18 protein-coding genes and 1 pseudogene are annotated in these 20,226 nt (G+C 63.4%); 11 read left to right on the top strand and 8 right to left on the bottom strand.

The features are described from left to right. Positions 1 to 54: 54 nt before the first annotated feature. Positions 55 to 1,479 (top strand): annotated as a pseudogene (locus PJL15_RS14075) (DUF222 domain-containing protein); the annotation flags it as partial. Positions 1,480 to 1,634: 155 nt separating this feature from the next. Here PJL15_RS14075 and PJL15_RS14070 read toward each other — a convergent pair. From PJL15_RS14070 to PJL15_RS14055, 4 genes are all read right to left on the bottom strand, one after another. Next, a complete protein-coding gene (locus PJL15_RS14070; RefSeq protein WP_281451764.1) occupies positions 1,635 to 2,906 on the bottom strand; it encodes an RNA polymerase sigma factor in 1,272 nt (423 codons plus the stop codon). 37 nt (positions 2,907 to 2,943) lie between these two features. After that, on the bottom strand, positions 2,944 to 3,363 hold the full coding sequence (locus PJL15_RS14065; RefSeq protein ID WP_281451763.1) for a YciI family protein: 420 nt from the start codon (positions 3,361 to 3,363) through the stop codon (positions 2,944 to 2,946). Positions 3,364 to 3,537: 174 nt separating this feature from the next. Continuing rightward, entirely contained in the window at positions 3,538 to 4,098 is a 561-nt protein-coding gene (locus PJL15_RS14060; RefSeq protein ID WP_281451762.1) for a hypothetical protein, read from the bottom strand. Positions 4,099 to 4,246: 148 nt separating this feature from the next. Then, positions 4,247 to 5,182, bottom strand: coding sequence for a 5'-3' exonuclease (locus PJL15_RS14055; RefSeq protein WP_281451761.1), 936 nt, complete (start codon positions 5,180 to 5,182; stop codon positions 4,247 to 4,249). Between the two features lie 184 nt (positions 5,183 to 5,366). Here PJL15_RS14055 and PJL15_RS14050 point away from each other — a divergent pair, with 184 nt between their 5' ends. From PJL15_RS14050 to PJL15_RS14010, 9 genes are all read left to right on the top strand, one after another. Continuing rightward, positions 5,367 to 7,298 (top strand): FAD-binding monooxygenase, encoded by a 1,932-nt coding sequence (locus PJL15_RS14050; RefSeq protein WP_281451760.1) that lies wholly within the window; start codon positions 5,367 to 5,369, stop codon positions 7,296 to 7,298. 118 nt (positions 7,299 to 7,416) lie between these two features. Next, a complete protein-coding gene (locus PJL15_RS14045) occupies positions 7,417 to 8,580 on the top strand; it encodes a serine hydrolase domain-containing protein (RefSeq protein ID WP_281451759.1) in 1,164 nt (387 codons plus the stop codon). 82 nt (positions 8,581 to 8,662) lie between these two features. Next, complete coding sequence (locus tag PJL15_RS14040) at positions 8,663 to 9,961, top strand: SWIM zinc finger family protein (protein ID WP_281451758.1); 1,299 nt, start codon at positions 8,663 to 8,665, stop codon at positions 9,959 to 9,961. After that, positions 9,958 to 11,391, top strand: coding sequence for a DUF5691 domain-containing protein (locus PJL15_RS14035; RefSeq protein ID WP_281451757.1), 1,434 nt, complete (start codon positions 9,958 to 9,960; stop codon positions 11,389 to 11,391). The genes PJL15_RS14040 and PJL15_RS14035 overlap by 4 nt, the downstream gene beginning before the upstream one ends. Then, the gene (locus PJL15_RS14030; protein WP_281451756.1) at positions 11,388 to 12,500 is read left to right on the top strand and encodes an AAA family ATPase; all 1,113 of its coding nucleotides are present in this window, start codon (positions 11,388 to 11,390) and stop codon (positions 12,498 to 12,500) included. The genes PJL15_RS14035 and PJL15_RS14030 overlap by 4 nt, the downstream gene beginning before the upstream one ends. Further along, positions 12,497 to 14,800: a DUF5682 family protein gene (locus PJL15_RS14025; protein WP_281451755.1), complete on the top strand. Its 2,304-nt coding sequence runs from the start codon at positions 12,497 to 12,499 to the stop codon at positions 14,798 to 14,800. The genes PJL15_RS14030 and PJL15_RS14025 overlap by 4 nt, the downstream gene beginning before the upstream one ends. Then, on the top strand, positions 14,797 to 15,990 hold the full coding sequence (locus tag PJL15_RS14020; RefSeq protein WP_281451754.1) for a VWA domain-containing protein: 1,194 nt from the start codon (positions 14,797 to 14,799) through the stop codon (positions 15,988 to 15,990). The genes PJL15_RS14025 and PJL15_RS14020 overlap by 4 nt, the downstream gene beginning before the upstream one ends. Before the next feature lie 86 nt (positions 15,991 to 16,076). Next, positions 16,077 to 17,336 carry an MFS transporter gene (locus tag PJL15_RS14015; protein WP_281451768.1) on the top strand — a complete coding sequence of 420 codons (1,260 nt, stop codon included), beginning with the start codon at positions 16,077 to 16,079 and terminating at the stop codon, positions 17,334 to 17,336. A gap of 15 nt (positions 17,337 to 17,351) precedes the next feature. Then, positions 17,352 to 17,627 (top strand): hypothetical protein, encoded by a 276-nt coding sequence (locus tag PJL15_RS14010; protein ID WP_281451753.1) that lies wholly within the window; start codon positions 17,352 to 17,354, stop codon positions 17,625 to 17,627. Here PJL15_RS14010 and PJL15_RS14005 read toward each other — a convergent pair. Both PJL15_RS14005 and PJL15_RS14000 read right to left on the bottom strand, forming a co-directional pair. Then, positions 17,613 to 17,966, bottom strand: coding sequence for a TraR/DksA family transcriptional regulator (locus PJL15_RS14005; protein WP_281451752.1), 354 nt, complete (start codon positions 17,964 to 17,966; stop codon positions 17,613 to 17,615). The genes PJL15_RS14010 and PJL15_RS14005 overlap by 15 nt on opposite strands. A gap of 6 nt (positions 17,967 to 17,972) precedes the next feature. After that, entirely contained in the window at positions 17,973 to 18,455 is a 483-nt protein-coding gene (locus PJL15_RS14000) for a pyridoxamine 5'-phosphate oxidase family protein (RefSeq protein ID WP_281451751.1), read from the bottom strand. Between the two features lie 223 nt (positions 18,456 to 18,678). Between PJL15_RS14000 and PJL15_RS13995 the strand changes: the two genes are divergently transcribed. Continuing rightward, positions 18,679 to 19,161 (top strand): hypothetical protein, encoded by a 483-nt coding sequence (locus PJL15_RS13995; RefSeq protein ID WP_281451750.1) that lies wholly within the window; start codon positions 18,679 to 18,681, stop codon positions 19,159 to 19,161. On the opposite strand, the gene PJL15_RS13990 is transcribed toward PJL15_RS13995, so the two are convergent. Both PJL15_RS13990 and PJL15_RS13985 read right to left on the bottom strand, forming a co-directional pair. Further along, positions 19,133 to 19,747 (bottom strand): dihydrofolate reductase family protein, encoded by a 615-nt coding sequence (locus tag PJL15_RS13990; protein WP_281451749.1) that lies wholly within the window; start codon positions 19,745 to 19,747, stop codon positions 19,133 to 19,135. The genes PJL15_RS13995 and PJL15_RS13990 overlap by 29 nt on opposite strands. Positions 19,748 to 19,826: 79 nt before the next feature. Next, complete coding sequence (locus PJL15_RS13985; protein WP_281451748.1) at positions 19,827 to 20,222, bottom strand: hypothetical protein; 396 nt, start codon at positions 20,220 to 20,222, stop codon at positions 19,827 to 19,829. Positions 20,223 to 20,226 lie beyond the last annotated feature (4 nt).

Below are 20,226 nucleotides of genomic sequence, written 5' to 3'. Positions count from 1 at the left end.
GCTCGGCGAAGTGCATAAGCCCCAGGGTCTGGGCGGGGGTCCGGTTCTGCCGGTTCGGCGGCGGCGCCGCAGTGGCGGACCGGGTGGACAGAACCATCCGCCGAATCCGCCGGCACCGCTGCGTTCGCGGAACTCGGGGACGCAGCCGAATCCGCGGGTCGCGGGGCGGAATCGGGTTCTGTTGCTGCCGCCCAAGCCCCCGCCAAGGCTTCCAGTGCGGTGGGTAGTGTGTTGGATGATGGGTACCGGAATGCCGCGGAGTTCCTGCGGGCCCGGTTACGGATCGGGATCGGTGAAGCCCGCCGACGCCTCGCCCTGACCCCCGACGTCCTGCCCCAGACAGGAATCGCCGGGCAGGACATCCCCGCTCGCCGCGAACACCTCGCCGGCGCCCTGGCCGACGGCACCATCTCCTCCCGGTCCGCGACCATCATCAGCACCGCCCTGGACAAAGTCCACCACCTCGCACCGGCAGAGCTGCTCGCCCGGATGGAACACGCCCTCACCACTACCGCCACCGAAACCGACCCCGACTTCGTCACCAAAATGGCCAACCGCTGGATCGACCGGATCGACCAAGACGGCCCCGAACCAACCGAAGAAACCCTCCGCCAACTCCAAGGCGCGTTCCTGCGCCGCCGACGCCGCCACGGACTCCACCACCTCGAAATCTTCGCCACCACCGAACAATACGAAACCCTCACCACCGCAATGAACATCGCCACCAACCCCCGCCTCACCACCACCAGCAGCACCACCAGTGGGGATACTCACGGCAGCGCGGAGACCCAGGGCAGCGCGGGCACTCAAACCAGTACAGACACCAGCGCGGATACTCAGGCACGCCCCGGCCCGGAACTGGACCGCCGCACCCGCGCCCAGAAACTCCTCGACGGACTCGTCGGGGCCTGCGCCGTGGCCATGACCACCGGGAAACTACCCTCCAACGGCGGACTCCGACCCCAACTCACCGTCCACATCGACTACCGCGACCTCTGCGACACCATCCGCCACCACCCCACCACCAGCACTACCGCGGGACCGCGCATCAGTACCGGGACCGCGACGTTCACCGGCCCCATCCACCCCAACACCATCCGCAAAATAGCCTGCGACGCCGACATCATCCCCGTCGTGCTCGGCACCGACTCCCAAATCCTCAACATCGGCCGCACCAGCCGGATCTTCCCACCCCACATCCGCAAAGCCATCACCGCCCGCGACGGCGGCTGCGCCTTCCCCGACTGCACCATCCCCGCACCCTGGTGCGAAGCCCACCACATCACCTACTGGTCACACCAAGGCACCACAGGAACCAACAACGGCACCCTCCTCTGCTCCCACCACCACCACCTCATCCACAAAGAACAATGGCGCATCACCATGGAAACCGGCACCCCCTGGTTCATCCCCCCACCACACATCGACCCCCACCAAACACCCAGACGCAACCACCACCACACACCCCCCAGAACATAAGCACGGGTGGGATCCACGCCAGCAGCGAAGGGGACGATCTACGCCGGAGTTGCCGAGCGACAGCAGGCCAACGTCGTGACCCCGGATTACCAGGCACCATGTTCAATTGAGCTCTTATTCGACTCAGTCCAGTGCAAAACCCTGCCTGGAGCTACTCACTGCGCTTCGCGGAGTTGCCCTTCGCCGAGCTGCGCGATCTTCCGTTCCAGCGCAATCCTTTCGGCTGCGTTCGAGCAGAGGTCGAGCGCAGCCGTCAGGGCCGCGGCAGCTTCTTCGTGGCGGCCAAGCCTGGCGAGCAATTCGCCCCTCACTGTCGGCAGGAGGTGCGATCCTTCCAAGTCACCCTTGCGATCGAGAGTGTCCACAATGTCCAACCCGGCAGCCGGCCCTGCGGCCATGGCCACCGCAACCGCGCCGTTCAGGTCAACTATTGGGGACCCGGTCAAGCGCCCCAACGCCTCATACAGAATGACGATTCGCTGCCAATCCGTTTCGGCTGCCGACCTGGCGACCGCGTGGCATTCTGCGATGGAAGCCTGCAACCCATAGGCGCCCAGCCCCCGGCCTGCGGCAACCGCAGAGGCAAGTGCCGCCCGGCCGCGCCGTATGGCGGACTGATCCCACCGCCGTCGGTCCTGGTCTTCCAGGAGGATGGGATGACCGGCAGGGTCGAGCCTGGCCGGGAACCGGGCGGCCGTCAGCTCCATAAGGGCAAGCATGCCAAACACTTCAGGCTCGGGAGCCAGCCTGAGAAGCACCCGGGCAAGTCGTCGGGCCTCGGCGGCCAGTTCCGTCCGAATCCACGAGTCACCCGCGGAAGCAAAGGAACCCTCCGTGAAGATGAGGTACAGCACTTGAAGTACGGATCCGAGGCGCTCGGGAATTTCCTGGCGTTCCGGCACGGCAAAGGGAATGTGGGCAGCCGCGAGCGTCTTCTTGGCGCGGGTGATGCGCGCCTGGATGGTAGGGACGGGAACCAGGAATGCCTTGGCGATTTCATCGCTGCCCATCCCACCCACAACCCTCAAGGTCAGCGCGATGCGCGCTTCCTTGGACAGTACCGGGTGGCAGGAAATGAACATGAGGGCCAGTACGTCGTCGTCTATCGCGTCGGGGTTGAACAACGTATCCACGCCGGGCTCCTCGTCGGAGAGATCGCGGGCCAACAAGGCGTACTTTTCATCCCGGGCGGAGCGACGCCGAAACGTGTCGATGGCCCTGCGCCGACCTGCAGTCAGCAGCCATCCCGCCGGCTCCGAGGGAATGCCGTTGACGGACCACGACACGATGGCTTCTGCCAGCGCCTCCTGGGCGAGATCCTCCGCGAGGGGAAACTCACCCGTATAACGGGCAAGGGCGCCGACAATGCGGGCGGATTCGCTGCGCCACACTGCTTCGACGGCGGCCCTTGCCTCGTTGCTGCTCACGTTTGCTGCCGCGGTTTAGAGTAGTTCAGACGGGATGTCAGAGCTGTCCGGTTTGTTCGCGCCATGCGCGTTCCTTTTGGATCCATTCGTTGTCCTGGGGGAACTCATCGATGCTGGTGACACGGCGGATTTCGGTCTTGGTACCTGCCGTCATGGGTGCCCTTCTGGCCCATTCGACGGCTTCCTGTTTGGAAGCGACATCAAGAATGTAAAAGCCGCCAAAAAGTTCCTTGGTTTCCCCGTAAGGGCCATCGGTGACTACTGGGGTTTCGCCGGTGAAGTCCACCACCACCGTTTCCTTGGCGTCGTCGAGACCTTCGGCAGCAAGCAATACCCCAGCCCGGATCAGTTCGTCGTTGAATTTGCCCATTGCTTCGAGGATGTCGTTGAAGTCGATGTTCTCGAACTTCGCGTAGGAATCGTCGTCTGCCCGCATGATCAACATGTACTTTGCCATCTGGATCAATCTCCTGTGTCGTGGAAGGTCGCCCTTCGACCTTCTCATCCATAGGTCGAACAGTGCGAGGACAAATCGACAACGTGTGGGAAAAATTTCGAGCAGTAATGAAAGGATCCCCTGGAATGTTTCCAGGGGATCCTTGGAGCCCAAAGGGCAGCTGGCCGGATTGGCTTACCGGCCGCCTCCTCCAATGACTCCTGCTTCGACAGCCTTGGTCACAGCGTCGGCTTCTGCCTGGGTGAGCTTTCCGTCTGTAACTGCTTTGTCGAGCCGGGTCTTCAGAGCTGCCGCCCGCTCTGCCTGAGCTGCGGAACGGATCTCTTCCAAAGCGGTGGTGACTTTGCTTTCGTCAACACCGAGTGCCGAAGCGAGGGACTTGGCCAGGGCGGCATCGCGCGCGGCCGGATCGGGCTTGCTGCCCTGTGTTCCCTCAGCCGGTGGTGTGGTCGGTTTGTTGGCTTCGCGGAAAGCCTTCAGGGCATCGGAGACTTTGGTCTCGTCTACTCCCAGCTTTGTGGCCAGCTCCTGCGCGATCTTGGCCCCGTCGCCGTCGTGTCCGCGCCCACCGGGCTTTCCGCCGTGGTCCGATGGCGTGGTGGTTGCATCGGCGGAGGACGTCGCACTCGGCGTTGGAGTGGTGGCTGCGGTAGCCATGCTGGTCACACCCAATCCGGCGCCCAAGGCCAGCGCTCCGGCCGCCACCCCCAGGGTAATTCTCTTGGTCTTCGACATATACCTCTCCTCGATCCGCTAAACGGTTTTGGCTGAGGGACGGTTCACAGCACCGTCCTCTTAACACGATGATGCGCCAACCACAGACAATCCTGTCGGAAAGCTATGACCAAGCTGTGAATCCTGCGCCGGTAACGTGCGACCGAGGTCAGCTGGCCCGGTCCAGGGCTTCGAGAAGCCTTTTGACGGCACCGCCCAGGTTCCATTCGGTGGCAAGCTTCTCCAGCTCGGAACGGGCGGCGCCGGTAACGGGAGCCAGCTCGGCGCCCGCCTCCTCGAGGGTCGGGACTTTCAGGTCCCTCACGACATTAACGACGGCGGGAGCGACCTTGAGATAGTCCGCCGCCCCTGAGAGTTTGGCGCGGATTCCAGCCGACAATCCGCCGTCGGGATTCTCTGCCGCAGCCAACAACCCCTCCAATGAGCCGTACTCGCCCAGCAGCCCGGCAGCGGTCTTTTCGCCGATCCCGGCCACCCCGGGAAGGCCGTCGGACGCGTCGCCCCGGAGGGTGGCGAAGTCGGCGTACTGCTGGGGCAGGACTTTGTACTTGCCAACAACCACGACGTCGGTGACCAGTTCCAGGTTCTTCATCCCGCGGGCGGTGTAGATCACCCGGATACCGCGCTCGTCGTCGACGAGTTGGAAGAGGTCGCGGTCACCGGTCACAACATCGGTGGGGAAAGGGGCGAGGCTGGCGTAGGTTCCCGCCACATCATCCGCTTCATGCTCGTCGACGCCCACCATTGCTATCCCGGCCAGCTCCAGGACTTTGCGGATCATGGGTATCTGCGCCTCAAGGGGGTCAGGGACAACCTCGACGTCGGGACCATCCGGGACGATTTCAGCGACCCGGTGCGACTTGTAGCTGGGGATCAGATCCACGCGCCACTGTGGACGCCAATCGTTGTCCCAACAGGCGATCAGGTGTGTGGCCTCGTAGTCGGTGACGAGGCGGGCGATCATGTCCATGAGGCCCCGCACGGCGTTGACAGGGGTTCCGTCCGGACGCCGGATCGAATCGGGGACACCGTAGAAGGCGCGGAAGTAAAGGGAGGCTGTATCCAGGAGCATCAGTCGAGGCATACCTGATCCTGACATGCCGCCGCTCAATTCGACAGGAACCCGGAGCGATTCGGGCGGAGACGGGCAAGTGACTTGAACCGGAGTGTGAGCCGCATTACGATGTACTGAGCGATAATAGAACAGGCTGTTCTATTATCGAACACCTTTAGTTTTCAACCAGCCCACAAAGAAGTGAGGAAAGCCCGTGCAGTTCCACCACCACGGTTATGTATCAGGTGACCCGCGGGTCGAGCCGGCCGCCGGCGTCGGAATCGACCGGCCGGCAGAGCTTCCGGACGAGGTCGATGTCCTTATTGTGGGCACGGGTCCTGCGGGGATGTTGACCGCGGCCCAGTTGGCGCAGTTCCCCGATATCACCACCCGTATTATCGAACGCCGCCCTGGCAGGCTCGCGATTGGGCAAGCCGACGGAATCCAGGCCCGCAGCGTCGAGACGTTCCAGGCGTTCGGGTTCGCGGAGCGGATCACTGCCGAGGCGTACCGGATTACCGAGATGGCGTTTTGGAAGCCGGACCCGGCGGACCACTCGAAAATCGTCCGGGCTGCCCGTGCGGTGGATGATCCTGCGGGGATCAGTGAATTCCCGCACCTGATTGTCAATCAGGCACGGGTGCTGGACTATTTTGCCGAGTTCATGGCTAACTCTCCTGCCCGGATGCGGCCGGACTACGGCTACGAATTCGTGGGCCTGCAGGTCACCGGAGAGGGCGGGTACCCGGTGGAAGTAACGCTGCTTCACACGGCCGGGCCGGAGGAGGGCCGGGAGCGCGTCATCCGGGCCAAGTACGTTGTGGGTGCCGATGGTGCCCGGAGCAAGGTCCGCGAATCGATCGGCTGCCACCTGGCCGGTGACCAGGCCAACCACGCCTGGGGCGTCATGGACGTCCTGGCGGTCACCGATTTTCCGGACATCCGTACCAAGTGCGCCATCCAGTCCGGTTCTGGTGGGAGCATCCTGCTGATTCCGCGCGAGGGCGGGCACCTGTTCCGGATGTATGTGGACCTGGGCGAAGTTGCCGCCGATGACCACGGCGCGGTCCGCAAGACCACCATCGAGCAGATCATCGCCAAGGCCAACGACATCCTGCACCCGTACACCCTGGATGTCCGTAACGTGGCCTGGCACAGTGTCTACGAGGTCGGTCACCGGCTCACGGACAGGTTCGACGACGTTCTGCCGGCCGAGCGCGGGACGCGCACGCCACGGGTGTTCATCACTGGCGACGCGTGCCACACCCACTCGGCGAAGGCCGGTCAGGGCATGAACGTCTCCATGCAGGACGGCTTCAACATCGGCTGGAAACTCGGGCACGTCCTCGAAGGCCGGAGCCCCGAGTCCCTGCTGGACACCTACTCCGCAGAGCGGCAGGTAGTGGCCAAGAACCTCATCGACTTCGACAAGCAATGGTCCACCCTCATGGCCAAGAAACCAGAAGAATTCGAGGACCCGGCAGAGCTGGAGACCTTCTACACCAGCACCGCGGAGTTCCCGGCCGGGTTCATGACCCAATACGCGCCGTCCATGCTCGTCGCCGAGCCTCGGCACCAGGACCTGGCTACCGGCTTCCCGGTGGGCAAACGCTTCAAGTCCGCCCCCGTCCAACGGGTTTGTGATACGAACCCGATGCACTTGGGCCACCATGCCAAGGCCGACGGCCGGTGGCGGATCTACGTCTTCGCCGACGCCGCCCCGGCAGGGGCTGCGGGCCCGGTCGCGGACTTCGCCGAGTGGCTCGAGACCGCAAGCGACTCGCCGCTGGCCGCGACGCCGTCGAACCTTGACCGCGACGCCTGGTTCGACGTGAAGGTGATCTATCAGCAGGACCACACCGGGGTAGACATCAACGCCGTCCCGGCAGTCTTCAAACCCACCGTCGGACCGTTCCAGCTCACCTACCTCGAGAAGGTCTTCGGCACCGACCCGGCCAACGACATCTTCGAACTACGCGGCCTCAACCGCGACGGCTTCATCGTCGTGGTCCGCCCGGACCAATACGTCGCCAACATCCTCCCCCTGACCGCAACAGCAGAACTCGCGGCCTTCTTTGCCCCTCTCGTTTCGACGCAAGCGAGCACGAACGGGTCAACAGCCGGCCTGGTGACCCACCAGGCCTAGTGCCGTAAATGAACTGCCGGGGAGTCTTTCGCGGGCTCCCCGGCAGCGGTGTTTTGTGCAGTTTCAAGGCCAGTCGGCGCCTCTGGTATTTCCCTGCGCTGGAGCGTAGAACAAGCGTATGGGCAAGGGGCGCTTGGGGTTCCTGCTGGTCCTGATGCTCAGCGCTTGGTTCCTCAACGGATGCACGGCCGGCCATCCCGAGCCGTCGCCCTCCCCTGCCGAAGGTCCTGGCCCCATGGAGTCAATGGTCCGCACCATCGACCACTTCATGGCTGATGGCGTCGTGTCCGTGGTGGTGCAGGTGCGGTGGCCCGGTGGCGAATGGACCAATGCCTACGGCGGGAGAAGCCTCGACAACGACGATCCAGCCCGCACGCAGGATAGGTTCTCCGCGGGAAGCGTAACCAAATCGATGGTGGCGGCGGAGGTCCTGAAACTCGTGGATGAAGGACGCCTGTCCCTTGATGATCCAGTGGAGGGCACACTGCGGGAGCTGGCTCCCATGCTGCACCCTCCAGGGCACGTCAGCGTCCGGCAGCTTCTTAACCACACTTCGGGTATGCCCGATTTCGTGGCCCCGTTGTACACCGGCAGGTCGCTGCTGAGTGTGGAGGGCACCCGGCTCAGCATGCTGGAAGGTCTAAAACTGGCCGCAACACAGGCATGGGAATCCAGGAACGTAGGCTATTTCAACTACTCCAATGCCAACTATCTTGCCCTTGGACTGCTGATCGAGAATCTGCGGCACAAGCCACTGGCCCAAGCGTTGGGTGCTGACATCTTCCGCCCACTCAGCCTGGACAGGACTTCACTTGGCGAGCCGGACAGAACTGCCGGGGACAACCTTCACGGCTACATAGCGGACGACGCGGTGGAAGTCGATGTGACCCAAGCCGAGGGGCTGGTTGGCTCGCCTGCTTCCGGAATCGTTTCCACAACGGAGGACATCAACGATTTCTACCGGGCGCTGCTGGGTGGAAGGCTGGTCTCCGCGAAGTCGTTGTCGGACATGAAGATGACCGGCTTGGGTAATTACGGGTTGGGGCTGATCCGTTCCGGCGACGGGTGTTCAGCCGGCTACCGCTACGGCCACAGTGGCGACGTCTTCGGCTACCTCACCGCATCGATCACCAGTGACGACGGCGGTAGCCAGGTCACCATGGCCGTGGCCCTGCCGCCGTTACCGGCTGAAGGAAACACAGCAGTGGAGCGCCGCGTGAAGTTGTATGCCGCGCAAATGCAATCGGCCGCCCAAGAGACGCTGGACCGCTTATGCCAGTAGGCCGGTCCAAAACTGAACCGCCCCGTCCTAAACTGAACGACGCTGTCCTAAAGTGTCGTAGCCATCAGGCAGAATGGTTTTCATGGGGCGTTGGAGCGAAGAAAGAGTCATCAACGCCGCACCCGACGCATCTTCCCTCGCCGCAGCGCGAAAACTTGCGCGCCCCGGCCCATGGTCGGACTCGGGCAGCAACGACACCCTCGTTTGGGGCAAGTGCCAAGGCAGTGGAAAGACTCCCTATCAGGTGAGTGTGGATGTTGTTGCCCCTGCGTACCGGTGCTCCTGTCCAAGCCGCAAATTTCCCTGTAAGCACGCCCTGGCCTTGCTGCTTCTCTGGGCCCGCGGCGAGGCCGCCGAAGCCGGAACGGAGACCGCCGATTTTGCTCAGGAATGGGCGGCCCAAAGGGCTGATCGGGCCACTGCCAAGGAGCGGCGGGATTCGGGTAAACCGGCAGATCCCGAGGCCCAAGCAAAGCGGCTTGCGGCCCGGCTGGACCTCATGGATGCCGGAATTGCCGATTTCGCCCTGTGGCTGACCGATGTGATCCGGACCGGACTTGCGGCGGCACGGAAGCAGCCATATCCATGGTGGGACGCCGTGGCGGCCCGATTGGTGGATGCCCAGCTTCCCGGATTGGCCGAGCAGGTGCGGCAAATGGCTTCCGATATCCATGGCAGAACGGACTGGGCCGACCATTTGCTGATGAATATCGGCCGATGGTGGGCCCTGACCAAGGCCTGGTCGCAGAAGGACGGCCTTGCCCCCGGGGAATTCGCCGACCTCAAAGCGGCCGTTGGCTGGGCCACGCCCTCTGCCGAGGTCCAGGACACTGAGTCGATGCCGGGGCCGTGGCTCGTATTGGGCGCCCACCGAAGCGACGACGGCCGCATCCAGCAACAGCGGACCTGGCTCCGTTCACCTGAGGGAACTGTCGTCGTCGTTCTTGACTTCGCAGCGCAGGGCCAAGGCCTCGCCACACCGCAACTCTCCGGTGCCCTGCTGGATGCAACGGTAGCGCGGTATCCGGGTTCGGCTCCGCAGCGGGCCATGTTCACCAGTGCGATTGCCTCGCGGGGTGTGGTGACAACGCTCGGCAGTGGAGACAGCATCACCGAGGCCCTCCTGCATGAGTCCGCTGCGGTGGCAGCCTCACCGTGGCGGGTCCGCCACCCGGTACTCCTGGGCAACGTGACGGTCAGCCCCGATGGCAGCGGCTGGATTCTCGATTCCGATGGCCGGGCCCTTCCGTTGGTCGATGCCCCGCTGGATTCGCTTCTTGCGCTCACTGGCGGACATGCAGTGGACATTTTTGGCGAACTTGAAGATGGCCATGTGCGTCCGCTGGCCGTCGTCGTGAATGAAATGGTGGTGACGCCGTGAAGTGGACGGACGAGCTCCGAACCGCCGCCCTGGTGGGCACCGGACGGCACGATGCTCCCGCCCCGCCCGTTGAACTCGGTGCTCGCCCCGCGGCCGCTTCCTCGCGCGAGGAGTCCCTCCTGGATCAGGCCGCACTGGTGGATGTCGTGCGCCGGGCGTCCCGGACAGCCGCTTCAGTGGGAGCTGGACTTCGGGTGCCACCGGCACCAACCGATACCGAGCCGCAAGCTACGGGTGAGGCGGCGCGGCTCCTTGAGTTGCTGCTCAGGCAGCCACCGGTGGGACTCGACCTGAGGAACCAGCTGCTGGTTGACTGGCTGCGGTCCGCCGCACAAGCACGACGCCGGGTCCCTCACCGGCTGCTTCCGGCCCTGTTCGCGGTGGCCGAGAACACGTCGTCGGTATTCCGCGTGCTTGACCCTGCCATCGGAACACGGGGCCGTTGGCTCCAGGATGTCAGCACAGCCGGCCTGGCCCACTCAGAACCGCGACGGTCTGTCCACGAGGCTGATGAGGCCGCACCGGCATCACCGGCTTTGGACACTTTTACGATCGCGCGCCAGCAACTGTCCACCGAATGGAACTCACTGAGCGCAAGGGCACGCGCCAGCCACCTGAAGCGCTTGGGCTACGAACTTCACGACGAGGACGAAGGGTTGCTGGAGAAAGGCCTGGACGACAAAGCCAAGAGCGTCAGGGAAGTGGCCATAGCGCTCTTGGACCGGCTCCCACGAAGTGCGCGCGCCGGGCGGATGGCGGCCCGGCTCCTGCCCTTGCTTCAAGTCAAAGGCTTGCTGAACAAGCGCTTCGACATTGATCTTCCAGAGGACCCGGACGCTGCGGCGTTGCGGGACGGAATACCATCTGCCCCTCGCAGCGGCGAACCCGACAGGTTGGCACGCTTGGACACCATCATTCTTGGAGCCCCGCTGGACGTGTGGACCTCCGTCTCCGGCCGCAGCCCGGAAGCGACGGCCGCCCTCCTCAAAGAGGAGCCGCGGGTCCTGGCCCTCCTGACCACCGCCGCCACAAGCAGGAACCACCTTGAATGGGTTCGAGCACTGCTCACAGTCCGGACCGACGCCAGGCTCCTTCACTGCCTGCCCGCGGATGAGCGAGAGCTCTGGTTGGAGCGGCACATCAGGGCAGGGACCGAAGAACCCGACGACCTTGCCTCCTTGCTTCGCGATCTGCCGCAGCCCTGGGGCCCTGCGTTGGCCGGGGCGGTCCTCGGGGTGATCTCCGGCAAGGAGGGGACTCGTTTGGCCTCCATGCTTTTCGATGTCCTTCCCACTGCCCTCCCACCGGAAGCCGCCGAAGAATGCAGGCGCTTGCTGGAGCGGACCGACGACCCCGCCCGGCGCCGTGTGCTTCGCGACGCTGTCCAATACCAATCATTCAGACAATCCCTGACGGAGGCCTTCCGATGACCGATGCACAGAACGGAACCGATGTTCTTCGAGCCCACGCTGAAAACGCGTACGCCGATGAACTCAGCGCATTGGCCGCTGTGGACGATCGTCCCCGCCCACCCAGCTGGCAGCTCTCACCATGGGCTGTCACTACCTATATCCTTGGCGGAACGCTCTCCAACGGAGCACACATCACCCCGAAATATCTCGGTTCCGAGCGGCTGGTGGAAATTGCCGTAGCTTCACTGGCCACCGACAGGGCCCTGCTTTTGCTCGGAGTGCCCGGAACGGCCAAGACGTGGCTCGGGGAACACTTGGCGGCAGCCATCTCGGGTTCGTCAACGCTGGTAATACAGGGCACCGCCGGGACTCCGGAAGAGGCACTGCGCTACGGATGGAACTACGCCCGGTTGCTTGCCGAAGGCCCATCGAGGGCGGCCATGGTCGCAGGACCTGTGATGCGGGCCATGGAAACAGGAAGCCTGGTGCGGGTGGAAGAACTGACGCGGATTCCTTCCGACGTGCAGGACTCCCTCATCACCATCCTCAGTGAGAAGACACTGCCCATCCCCGAACTCAACGAAGAGGTCCAGGCACGCAAGGGATTCAACGTGATCGCCACCGCCAACAACCGGGACAAAGGCGTCAACGATCTCTCTTCTGCACTTCGGCGGCGCTTCAATACCGTGATCCTCCCTCTTCCGGACAGCATCGACCAGGAAGTAGAGATCGTCACCACCCGCGTCCGCAGCCTGGGTGAAGCGCTGGAGCTCCCTGCCGACCTGGCTGCCCAGTCCGAGATCCGCCGGGTGGTCACCGTAATGCGGGAACTCCGCTCCGGCGTCACCCAGGACCAGCGGACCACCATCAAGTCGCCTTCGGCCACGCTGTCCACAGCCGAAGCAATTTCCGTGATGACCAACGGGCTTTCGCTCGCAGCCCATTTCGGCGACGGAACCGTGAGGGCTGATGACGTCGCCGCCAGCCTCGTGGGCGCCGTCATCAAGGACCCCGTGCAGGACCGGGTGATTTGGCAGGAATACCTGGAAACCGTCGTCCGGAACAGGCCCGAATGGAAGGATCTGTACCGGGCCTGCCGCGATCTCGAATCCACCAACCAGACATGACAGACGTCCATGTCCTGGGGATCCGGCACCACGGCCCCGGTTCAGCCCACTCAGTAGCTGAAGCACTGGCCACGCTTCGACCCAATCTGGTGCTGGTGGAGGGTCCGCCCGAACTTGACCACGTGATTCCCTTGGTCAACGACCCCGACATGCTGCCGCCGGTTGCGGGCTTGATCTACGCAGTGGACGAGCCCCGGCTGGCATCCTTTTACCCCATGGCTGCCTTCTCGCCGGAGTGGGTGGCGCTTCGCTGGGCGTTGTCCACCGGGACCCCGGTGCGCGCCATGGATCTTCCAGCGACCCATTCCCTGGCTCTTCGGGCCGCTTCGGAAGCCGCCGCTTCCCAAGAACCGGACATGGAAACCCACGACGACGAGCCGTCCCAGGACGGCGCTGCGGCGGCCTCTGCGCGCCCTGCATATCGCCCCGACGCTATCGGGATACTGGCCGAAGCGGCCGGTTACAGCGATGCGGAACGTTGGTGGGAAGATGCCGTGGAGCACCGCGCTTCAGATCCTGCTGGGCGATTCGAGGCACTCCTTGAGGCGATTACGGAGATCCGTTCGTTGGATGAGCGCCCAGGTGACCATCCCGACGTCGTCGAGAACAACCGCCGTGAAGCGGCCATGAGGCGCATCCTGCGGGCTGCCATGCGCGAGGGTCATGAACGGATTGCCGTAGTTTGCGGCGCCTACCACGCACCGGCCCTGGTGCCGGCGGATTTCCCGCCCGCCTCGGCGGACAACAAGGTGTTGTCATCACTTCCCAAGGTCAAGGTCTCCGTGACTTGGGTTCCTTGGACCTCCGACCGGCTAAGCCTGGACAGCGGTTACGGTGCAGGGGTTGCGGCGCCTGGCTGGTATCAACACCTCTTTTCCCATTGGGCATCCCAGGATCCTGCCGGCGACGTCGCCACCACATGGTTGGTCCGGGTGGCCCACGCCCTGCGCAGGCAGAACCTGGACGCATCCACTGCCTCAGTAGTGGAGGCCAGCCGCATGGCCACAACGCTTGCGGCCGTCCGTGGCAGGCCAAGTCCAGGACTCCCCGAACTGGATGACGCCGCGCAGGCCGTCCTCTGTGACGGTTCGGACCTTCCTTTGGCGCTGGTGCATCGCGAGCTCACTGTTGGCCGCGAACTCGGAAACGTTCCGGACTCAGTGCCCACGCTCCCACTGTTCGCCGACCTCGCCACCAGCCAACGGAAGCTCCGCATGAAGCCAGGCGCGATGGAAGAACTCATGGTCCTGGACCTGCGCAAACCGAACCAGTTGGCGCGCTCGGTGCTGCTCCATCGTCTGGCCCTGTTAGGGGTGCACTGGGGCGTTCCAGCGGAAACCGGCCGTACCACCGGGACGTTCAAGGAGGCGTGGAAGCTCCAGTGGAGGCCCGAACTGGCCATCGCCGTGGTGGAAGCCAGCAGATACGGCACCACAGTAGCCTCCGCAGCAGCAACCTTCGTTTCCGAGCAAGCCCACGCTGCGGAAGGACTCCCCACCTTGGGTGCACTGCTGGAAGGTTGCCTTCTGGCCGATCTTCCCGACGGCATTGCCGGCGTCGTCACTGCTCTGGCCGCCCGCACAGCGCTGCAGCAGGACGTTCCACCCCTCCTGGAGACCATCGCTCCGTTGGCCCGAACGTGCAGGTATGGGAATGTTCGTGGAGTGGACATCAGGGAGGTCCGCAAAATCCTTCAGGCCACCGTGATCCGGGCCTGCGTGGGCCTGCCCACGGCCTGTGCCGGCCTTGACGATGAGGCCGCAGCCGCTATGCGGACGGCCATCGACTCGGCCCAGGACGGCATGACACTGGTCCCTGAATTGCCGATGGACGATTGGCATGCCGCCTTGGGTGGCATCGCCCATTCGGACAAGGTCCACGGTTCCGTCGCCGGTCGTGCCACCCGCCTCCTGTTGGACGCGGGACTGGTGAACGCAGACGACGTCGCGGCCCGCCTTAGCCAGCGGCTGTCCGTTGCCACCCCCGCCCCCGAAGCCGCCGCATGGCTGGACGGCCTTCTTTCAGGGGACGCTGCCTTGCTGATCCATGATCAGCGGCTTTTGAAGCTCGTGGATGAATGGGTGGACGGCGTCCGCGATGACGTGTTTGAGGACGTGCTGCCCCTGCTTCGCCGGACGTTCTCAGCATTCAGCCGCCCTGAACGTCGGGAGATCGGTGAGCAACTGAGCCAGGGTGATTCTGCCCACCACGCGGTGGAGGCCATGGACGTGGATATGGCTGCGGCCGGACCGGCGATACGCACCATGGCAAGAATTCTAGGCTGGGAGGCCGTGGCGTGACCGACGTTCCCGAGGAATTGAGCGTCCGCGACCGGCTGAGCCGGTGGCGTTTGGTGTTGGGCGGAGATGATGCGGACGGCATCTCAACGGCCGATGGCGCAACGGTCCAGTTATCCGATGACGACATCCGTCGCGACCGAGCCCTCGAAGCCCTGTACGGGGATGGTTCCACGCGCCGTGGCGGCCTTGGTTCATCCAGCCCGCGGGTGGCTCGCTGGCTCGGAGATATCCGGGGCTACTTCCCGTCCTCCGTAGTCCAGGTGATGCAGGCCGACGCCATGGACCGGCTTGGGCTGCGGCAACTGCTGCTGGAACCCGAGATGCTCCGTACGGTACAGCCGGACATCAGCCTGGTCAGTACGCTGGTGGGTCTTGGCAGGGTCATTCCCGAAGCCTCACGGGAGACTGCCCGCTCAGTGGTGCGCCAAGTAACCAAGGAACTTGAGGATCGGCTCCGGGCCAAGACCATACAAGCCGTATCCGGTGCCCTGAACCGCTCGGCCCGGACCCGTCGCCCCCGGCACCGGGATATCGACTGGAACAGGACCATCGCGGCCAACCTCCGGCATTATCAACCGGAATACCGGACGGTTGTACCCGAGCGCCTCCTCGGCCATGCCAGGCGCAGCAGCGAGATCCAGCGTGAGATCATCCTTTGCATCGACCAGTCAGGGTCCATGGCCGAATCGGTGGTGTATTCGAGCGTTTTTGGCGCGGTGCTCAGCTCCCTTCCCTCAGTCAACACACGCTTGGTGGTCTTTGACACCGAAGTCGTGGACCTGACGGAGGACCTCGATGATCCCGTGGATGTCCTGTTCGGGGTGCAGTTGGGCGGTGGCACGGATATCAACAGGGCCCTCGCCTACTGCCAGGGGCAGATCACCAAGCCGGCCGAAACCATCCTCGTCTTGATCAGCGATCTTTATGAGGGCGGGATTGCCGAGGAAATGTTGCGGCGGGCAGCCTCGATCGTCGACGGAGGAACCACCATGATCGCCCTGCTGGCATTGAGTGACAGCGGCCATCCATCGTTCGACTCAGGGCACGCCGCGGCTTTGGCGGGTATCGGCGTACCGGCCTTCGCCTGCACCCCGGACCTCTTCCCGGACATGATGGCGGCAGCCATCGAACGCAGGGATGTCGGCGAATGGGCAGCTTCCCAGGACATCCCGACAACCCACGAATCGTAGAACACCTGTGGCATCTGGTGAAGGAGGGCGAACGGGACGAGAATGGGCACGTGGTCACTCCACGTACCCACGGGACCGGTGACACCATGAATCCGGCAGCCCGCAAGATACAACGCGTCTACCTCACGCTGACGCTGGGCAATACGGTTGCGGCCTCTTTCATTTGGGGCATCAACACCCTGTTCCTTCTGGACGCAGGCCTCAGCAACCTCGAGGCCTTTGCTGCCAACGCCTTCTTCACCGCAGGCATGGTCCTTTTCGAAATCCCCACTGGCGTGGTCGCTGATGGCTGGGGACGGCGCACCTCCTTCCTCCTGGGCACAGTGACCCTGGCGGCGTCGACCTACCTGTACTACCTGCTGTGGCAGATCTCGGCGCCGTTCTGGATGTGGGCCGTAGTCTCGGTCCTCCTCGGTCTGGGATTCACGTTCTTCTCCGGAGCCGTGGAGGCGTGGCTCGTTGATGCACTTCGCTTCTCGGGCTACGAGGGCGGGCTTGAATCCGTGCTCGGCCGCGGCCAGATGGTCCAAGGCGTAGCCATGCTCCTGGGTTCAGTGGCAGGTGGCGTCATCGCCCAGGCCACCAACCTTGGCGTACCTTTCCTCCTGCGTGTCCTGGTGCTGCTTGCCATGTTTGCCGTCGCTTTTGGGCTCATGCACGACGTCGGATTCTCCCCTGAGCGCTCGACGCACCCATTGCGGGCGACCCGGGCGGTTCTCACAGCTTCAATCGACAGCGGCTTAAAAAACCCGCCCGTACGGTTCGTGATGCTGGCCGCTCCCTTCAGTGCCGGCGTCGGAATCTATGTCTTCTACGCCCTGCAGCCCTACCTTCTGGACCTCTTTGGCGATCCCCAGGCGTACTCGATCGCCGGGCTGGCGGCGGCCATTGTTGCCGGCTCACAAGTCCTCGGCGGTTGGCTGGCACCCCACGCCCGGAAGCTTTTCCACAGACGCACCTCCGTCTTGATCATGGGCGGACTTGCCGGCTTCGTCATCCTCGTGGTCCTTGGATTCACCCAAAGTTTTTGGATCGCCTTGCTACTGTTGGCGGTATGGGGCGTGGTGGGATCGGCTGTCACGCCGGTTCGGCAGGCCTACGTCAATGACATGATCCCTTCCAAGCAGCGGGCCACCGTCCTCAGCTTCGATTCCTTGATGGGTTCAAGCGGAGGGGTGGTGATCCAACCGCTCCTGGGCCGTGGCGCCGATCTGTACGGCTACCCGGCGTCGCTGGCCATGGCGGGAGTCATCGAGCTCCTTTCGTTGCCGTTCCTGCTGGCGAGCCGAAAGCACGGTGCGGCAGCCGACCGTTCCAGCACGGCCGAAACCAACCAGAACTACTGAAAGCGTCGCCCACACGTGATTTCACTGCAGCAGGACCCTCAAGGCTTCATTCGGATGAACCGGCATTTTCCGGCCAGCATCTCCATTGCAATCGAATTTACGGATGGAACGCGGGAGGTCTTCGATGGAAGCCGGCTCAACGGAATCTACGACGAAGCGCTTGCTGCCTACCGTGCGGGGAACCACCTGGATGCCAAGGGATTTAACCGCGGCCCCAGGAAGAAGGTCCAACAGGGTATCGGTTTTGTCCAGGTCTCCAAGGGAATGGGCCAGCCGCTACCTTCGCCCTGAGGCGTGGTTGACGCAGAACGGCGTCCACGGCCTGGCTTCAAGCCGGCCTTCCGGTATTTCGACACCGCAGACTTCACAACGGCCATAATTGCCGGCCGCAATCCTGGCCAGGGCCGCGTCGATCTGTTCGAGCCCCTCCCTGCTTTGCGCGAGGAGTGCGGACGCCTGGGACAGTTCGAAGGCTATGGTGCTTCCCTCAGGATCATGTTCGTCGTCAACGTTGGAATCCTGCCGGGCCAGGCTGACTGAGGTGATGTCATTTCGGAGCGCGGTGAGCAGCAGAAGCCTCCGGTCGCGCTCCTGTTCGAGGAGGACCCGGAACCGTCCTGCGTCAACCATGCCAGCTCACAGGTCCACGGTACCGCTTTCGCCAACACTGAAGCGTGAGTTGGTGACTTTGGACTTGACCCATTGCAGTACCGTGGCCGCTGTACCGCCCGGGCTGGTCCAGTATTCGGCGGAATCCGAATCTACGTGCAGCAGGCAAACTTCAGGGGTGTCAGGGCCCTCGGGGAACCAGGCCTCAACTACCTGATTCCACATTTCACGAATTTTTTCGCGATCCGTGACGACTTCGGCGGTGCCTGCAACGGACACCCACTCGGTGTTCTTGCCAAAGGAGACGTTGACGCGGGGGTCCTGCCTCACGTGGGCGACCTGGGAGGTGCCCAGTCCCGTAAAGAACCACATGTCGCCGTCGTCCTTCACTTCCTGGACTGCCAGCGGCCGGCTGACCAGCGCCCCTTCTGCGTTGATGGTGGTCAACATCCCGATTTTGGAATCGTTGATGATGTCGGTGACCTTGCTGATGCCCTGCTCTTCAGTCATGTTCGGCTTCACTTCCTTTTCCGCCGGGGAATTTCCCCACCGGAACAGCCTATTAGTAAGTCTACTTATTTACTAGGCAGCCGTATAAAGGTGAGCAACGGGGAGGAAAACGTTCTTTTGGGAATCATGTCTGCGTCCCATCCGTTCTCTTGGTGAGTGGTCTGCCAATGGCAGCCCTGCCCGATTCCGGGCAAACATCGTACGAGGAAGTTTGGGGACTGCCATGATGTTGAATGAAACCATTGCCCACCTCCGGGCCGCACACCTGATGGTCCGGGACGCCAATGAGTGGGATGCCTTATCCGCAGCCCTCGCTGACGCTTACACCGCCAACGATGAGGACCTCGTGGAGCAGTTGCTGCCGCAGTTCCTCCAGTCGTGGCGAACCGTCACGCGCTACGTCCTTCGTGACACCTTCGACAACGCCGGTATCTCCGTAGCCGATCCCAGTGACCCGTGGGGAATTGCCGTCCTGACCTCCAATGGAATCACCGCGGAACCACTCCTCTGCCTTCCGGCTGCCAACGGTTTCGACGTCCCGGGGATATCCTCCCTCGAAGGCCGGCGACTGCTGACCTTTCCGGAAACCATGGACCACTATGCCGAATCATTGGCGCCGCTCTTCAGCAAGCAGGACGGGCTCAGCAAGCAGGACGCTTGGCATCAGGACCCAGTGGCTATCCCCTCCCCAACGGAGCATCGATAATCCGCGGAACGTATTCAAGCAACTGAAGGCGGCCATCGAAGGTACGGCTTTCCACCATGTCCAGGGCGACGTCGGGGTACCCGTCATAGATCCGCTCCCTGCCGGTCTTTCCGGTGATTACCGGGAAGACCACCAGCCGGTACCGGTCCACGAGGCCGGCCGAGAGGAGGGAACGGCAAAGGCTCAAGCTGCCCAAGGTACTCAGCGTCCCTGTCCGCGTCTGCTTCATTTCCCTGACGGCTTCCACCGCGTCTCCGGAGACCAACTCGGAGTTGGGCCACGCCAGGGGCTCCTTCAGCGTCGAGGAGAAGATGACCTTGGGAACCGCAGCCAGGCCTTCCAAGGTGTCGCCCTCTTCCTTGGAAAACTCCGAGCCCGCCTCGGCTGCTTGCCCCGACATGCCGGACATGACCCTGTAGGTGTTCGCTCCCATGAGCGTGGTGACATCCTTCTTGGATTCTTCGCCCAGCCACGCCAGGTACTCCGGACCTTCCAGTCCCCACCAACCTGGCCAGCCGTCGGCCGAAGCATAGCCATCCAGTGAAATAATCAGGTCCACCATCAGGGTTGCGGTGGTCTCACTCATAGCAGTCCTCCCGTCTGGCCGTGCCCGTTGGCCGGCGCGCAAATGGTAGCCCCGAAGTGATAGGGCGTTCAAGAGGGTGCTATAAGGCGGTGAGCACCAGTCCCCCGATGGTGCTGAGAATCCCCACGCCGGTGAGGATCCACCCCAGGATCAACACCGTGTGATCGTAGCGGGGAGGCTCAAGGGAGCACCGCGATGGATGGCAGGTATCGTAGTGGACCACCACCGCTGTGGATCCGATGCTGCCTTCCTTCGCCCCGATGTCCAGCAGGACTTTACGCTCCTCCTGATCCTGGTCCACCCAGCGAAGCCCAAGGAAGCCGCCGGCCGCGAACTGCTCACCAACAGCTGTGACCCATACGCACCTGCGCCTGGCAATGAACCAGGCCCAGACCAATAACGGCACGCCCGGGACGAACCCCACCCAGGTCATCATTTCCAGGATGGGGCCAAGAATTTCCAGGGGTCCGGCCATGACT

The sequence above is a fragment of the Paenarthrobacter nitroguajacolicus genome, from assembly GCF_029952445.1.
Classification (GTDB): domain Bacteria; phylum Actinomycetota; class Actinomycetes; order Actinomycetales; family Micrococcaceae; genus Arthrobacter; species Arthrobacter nitroguajacolicus_B.
This window is presented reverse-complemented; position numbering and strand designations above follow the sequence as displayed.

Excerpts from the sequence above, each read along its gene's own strand:
- PJL15_RS14065 (WP_281451763.1), bottom strand. The coding sequence starts at position 3,363 with ATGGCAAAGTACATGTTGATCATGCGGGCAGACGACGATTCCTACGCG.
- PJL15_RS14060 (WP_281451762.1), bottom strand. The coding sequence starts at position 4,098 with ATGTCGAAGACCAAGAGAATTACCCTGGGGGTGGCGGCCGGAGCGCTG.
- PJL15_RS14055 (WP_281451761.1), bottom strand. The coding sequence starts at position 5,182 with ATGCCTCGACTGATGCTCCTGGATACAGCCTCCCTTTACTTCCGCGCC.
- PJL15_RS14045 (WP_281451759.1), top strand. The coding sequence starts at position 7,417 with ATGGGCAAGGGGCGCTTGGGGTTCCTGCTGGTCCTGATGCTCAGCGCT.
- PJL15_RS14040 (WP_281451758.1), top strand. The coding sequence starts at position 8,663 with ATGGGGCGTTGGAGCGAAGAAAGAGTCATCAACGCCGCACCCGACGCA.
- PJL15_RS14030 (WP_281451756.1), top strand. The coding sequence starts at position 11,388 with ATGACCGATGCACAGAACGGAACCGATGTTCTTCGAGCCCACGCTGAA.
- PJL15_RS14025 (WP_281451755.1), top strand. The coding sequence starts at position 12,497 with ATGACAGACGTCCATGTCCTGGGGATCCGGCACCACGGCCCCGGTTCA.
- PJL15_RS14015 (WP_281451768.1), top strand. The coding sequence starts at position 16,077 with ATGAATCCGGCAGCCCGCAAGATACAACGCGTCTACCTCACGCTGACG.
- PJL15_RS14005 (WP_281451752.1), bottom strand. The coding sequence starts at position 17,966 with ATGGTTGACGCAGGACGGTTCCGGGTCCTCCTCGAACAGGAGCGCGAC.
- PJL15_RS14000 (WP_281451751.1), bottom strand. The coding sequence starts at position 18,455 with ATGACTGAAGAGCAGGGCATCAGCAAGGTCACCGACATCATCAACGAT.
- PJL15_RS13995 (WP_281451750.1), top strand. The coding sequence starts at position 18,679 with ATGATGTTGAATGAAACCATTGCCCACCTCCGGGCCGCACACCTGATG.
- PJL15_RS13990 (WP_281451749.1), bottom strand. The coding sequence starts at position 19,747 with ATGAGTGAGACCACCGCAACCCTGATGGTGGACCTGATTATTTCACTG.
- PJL15_RS13985 (WP_281451748.1), bottom strand. The coding sequence starts at position 20,222 with ATGGCCGGACCCCTGGAAATTCTTGGCCCCATCCTGGAAATGATGACC.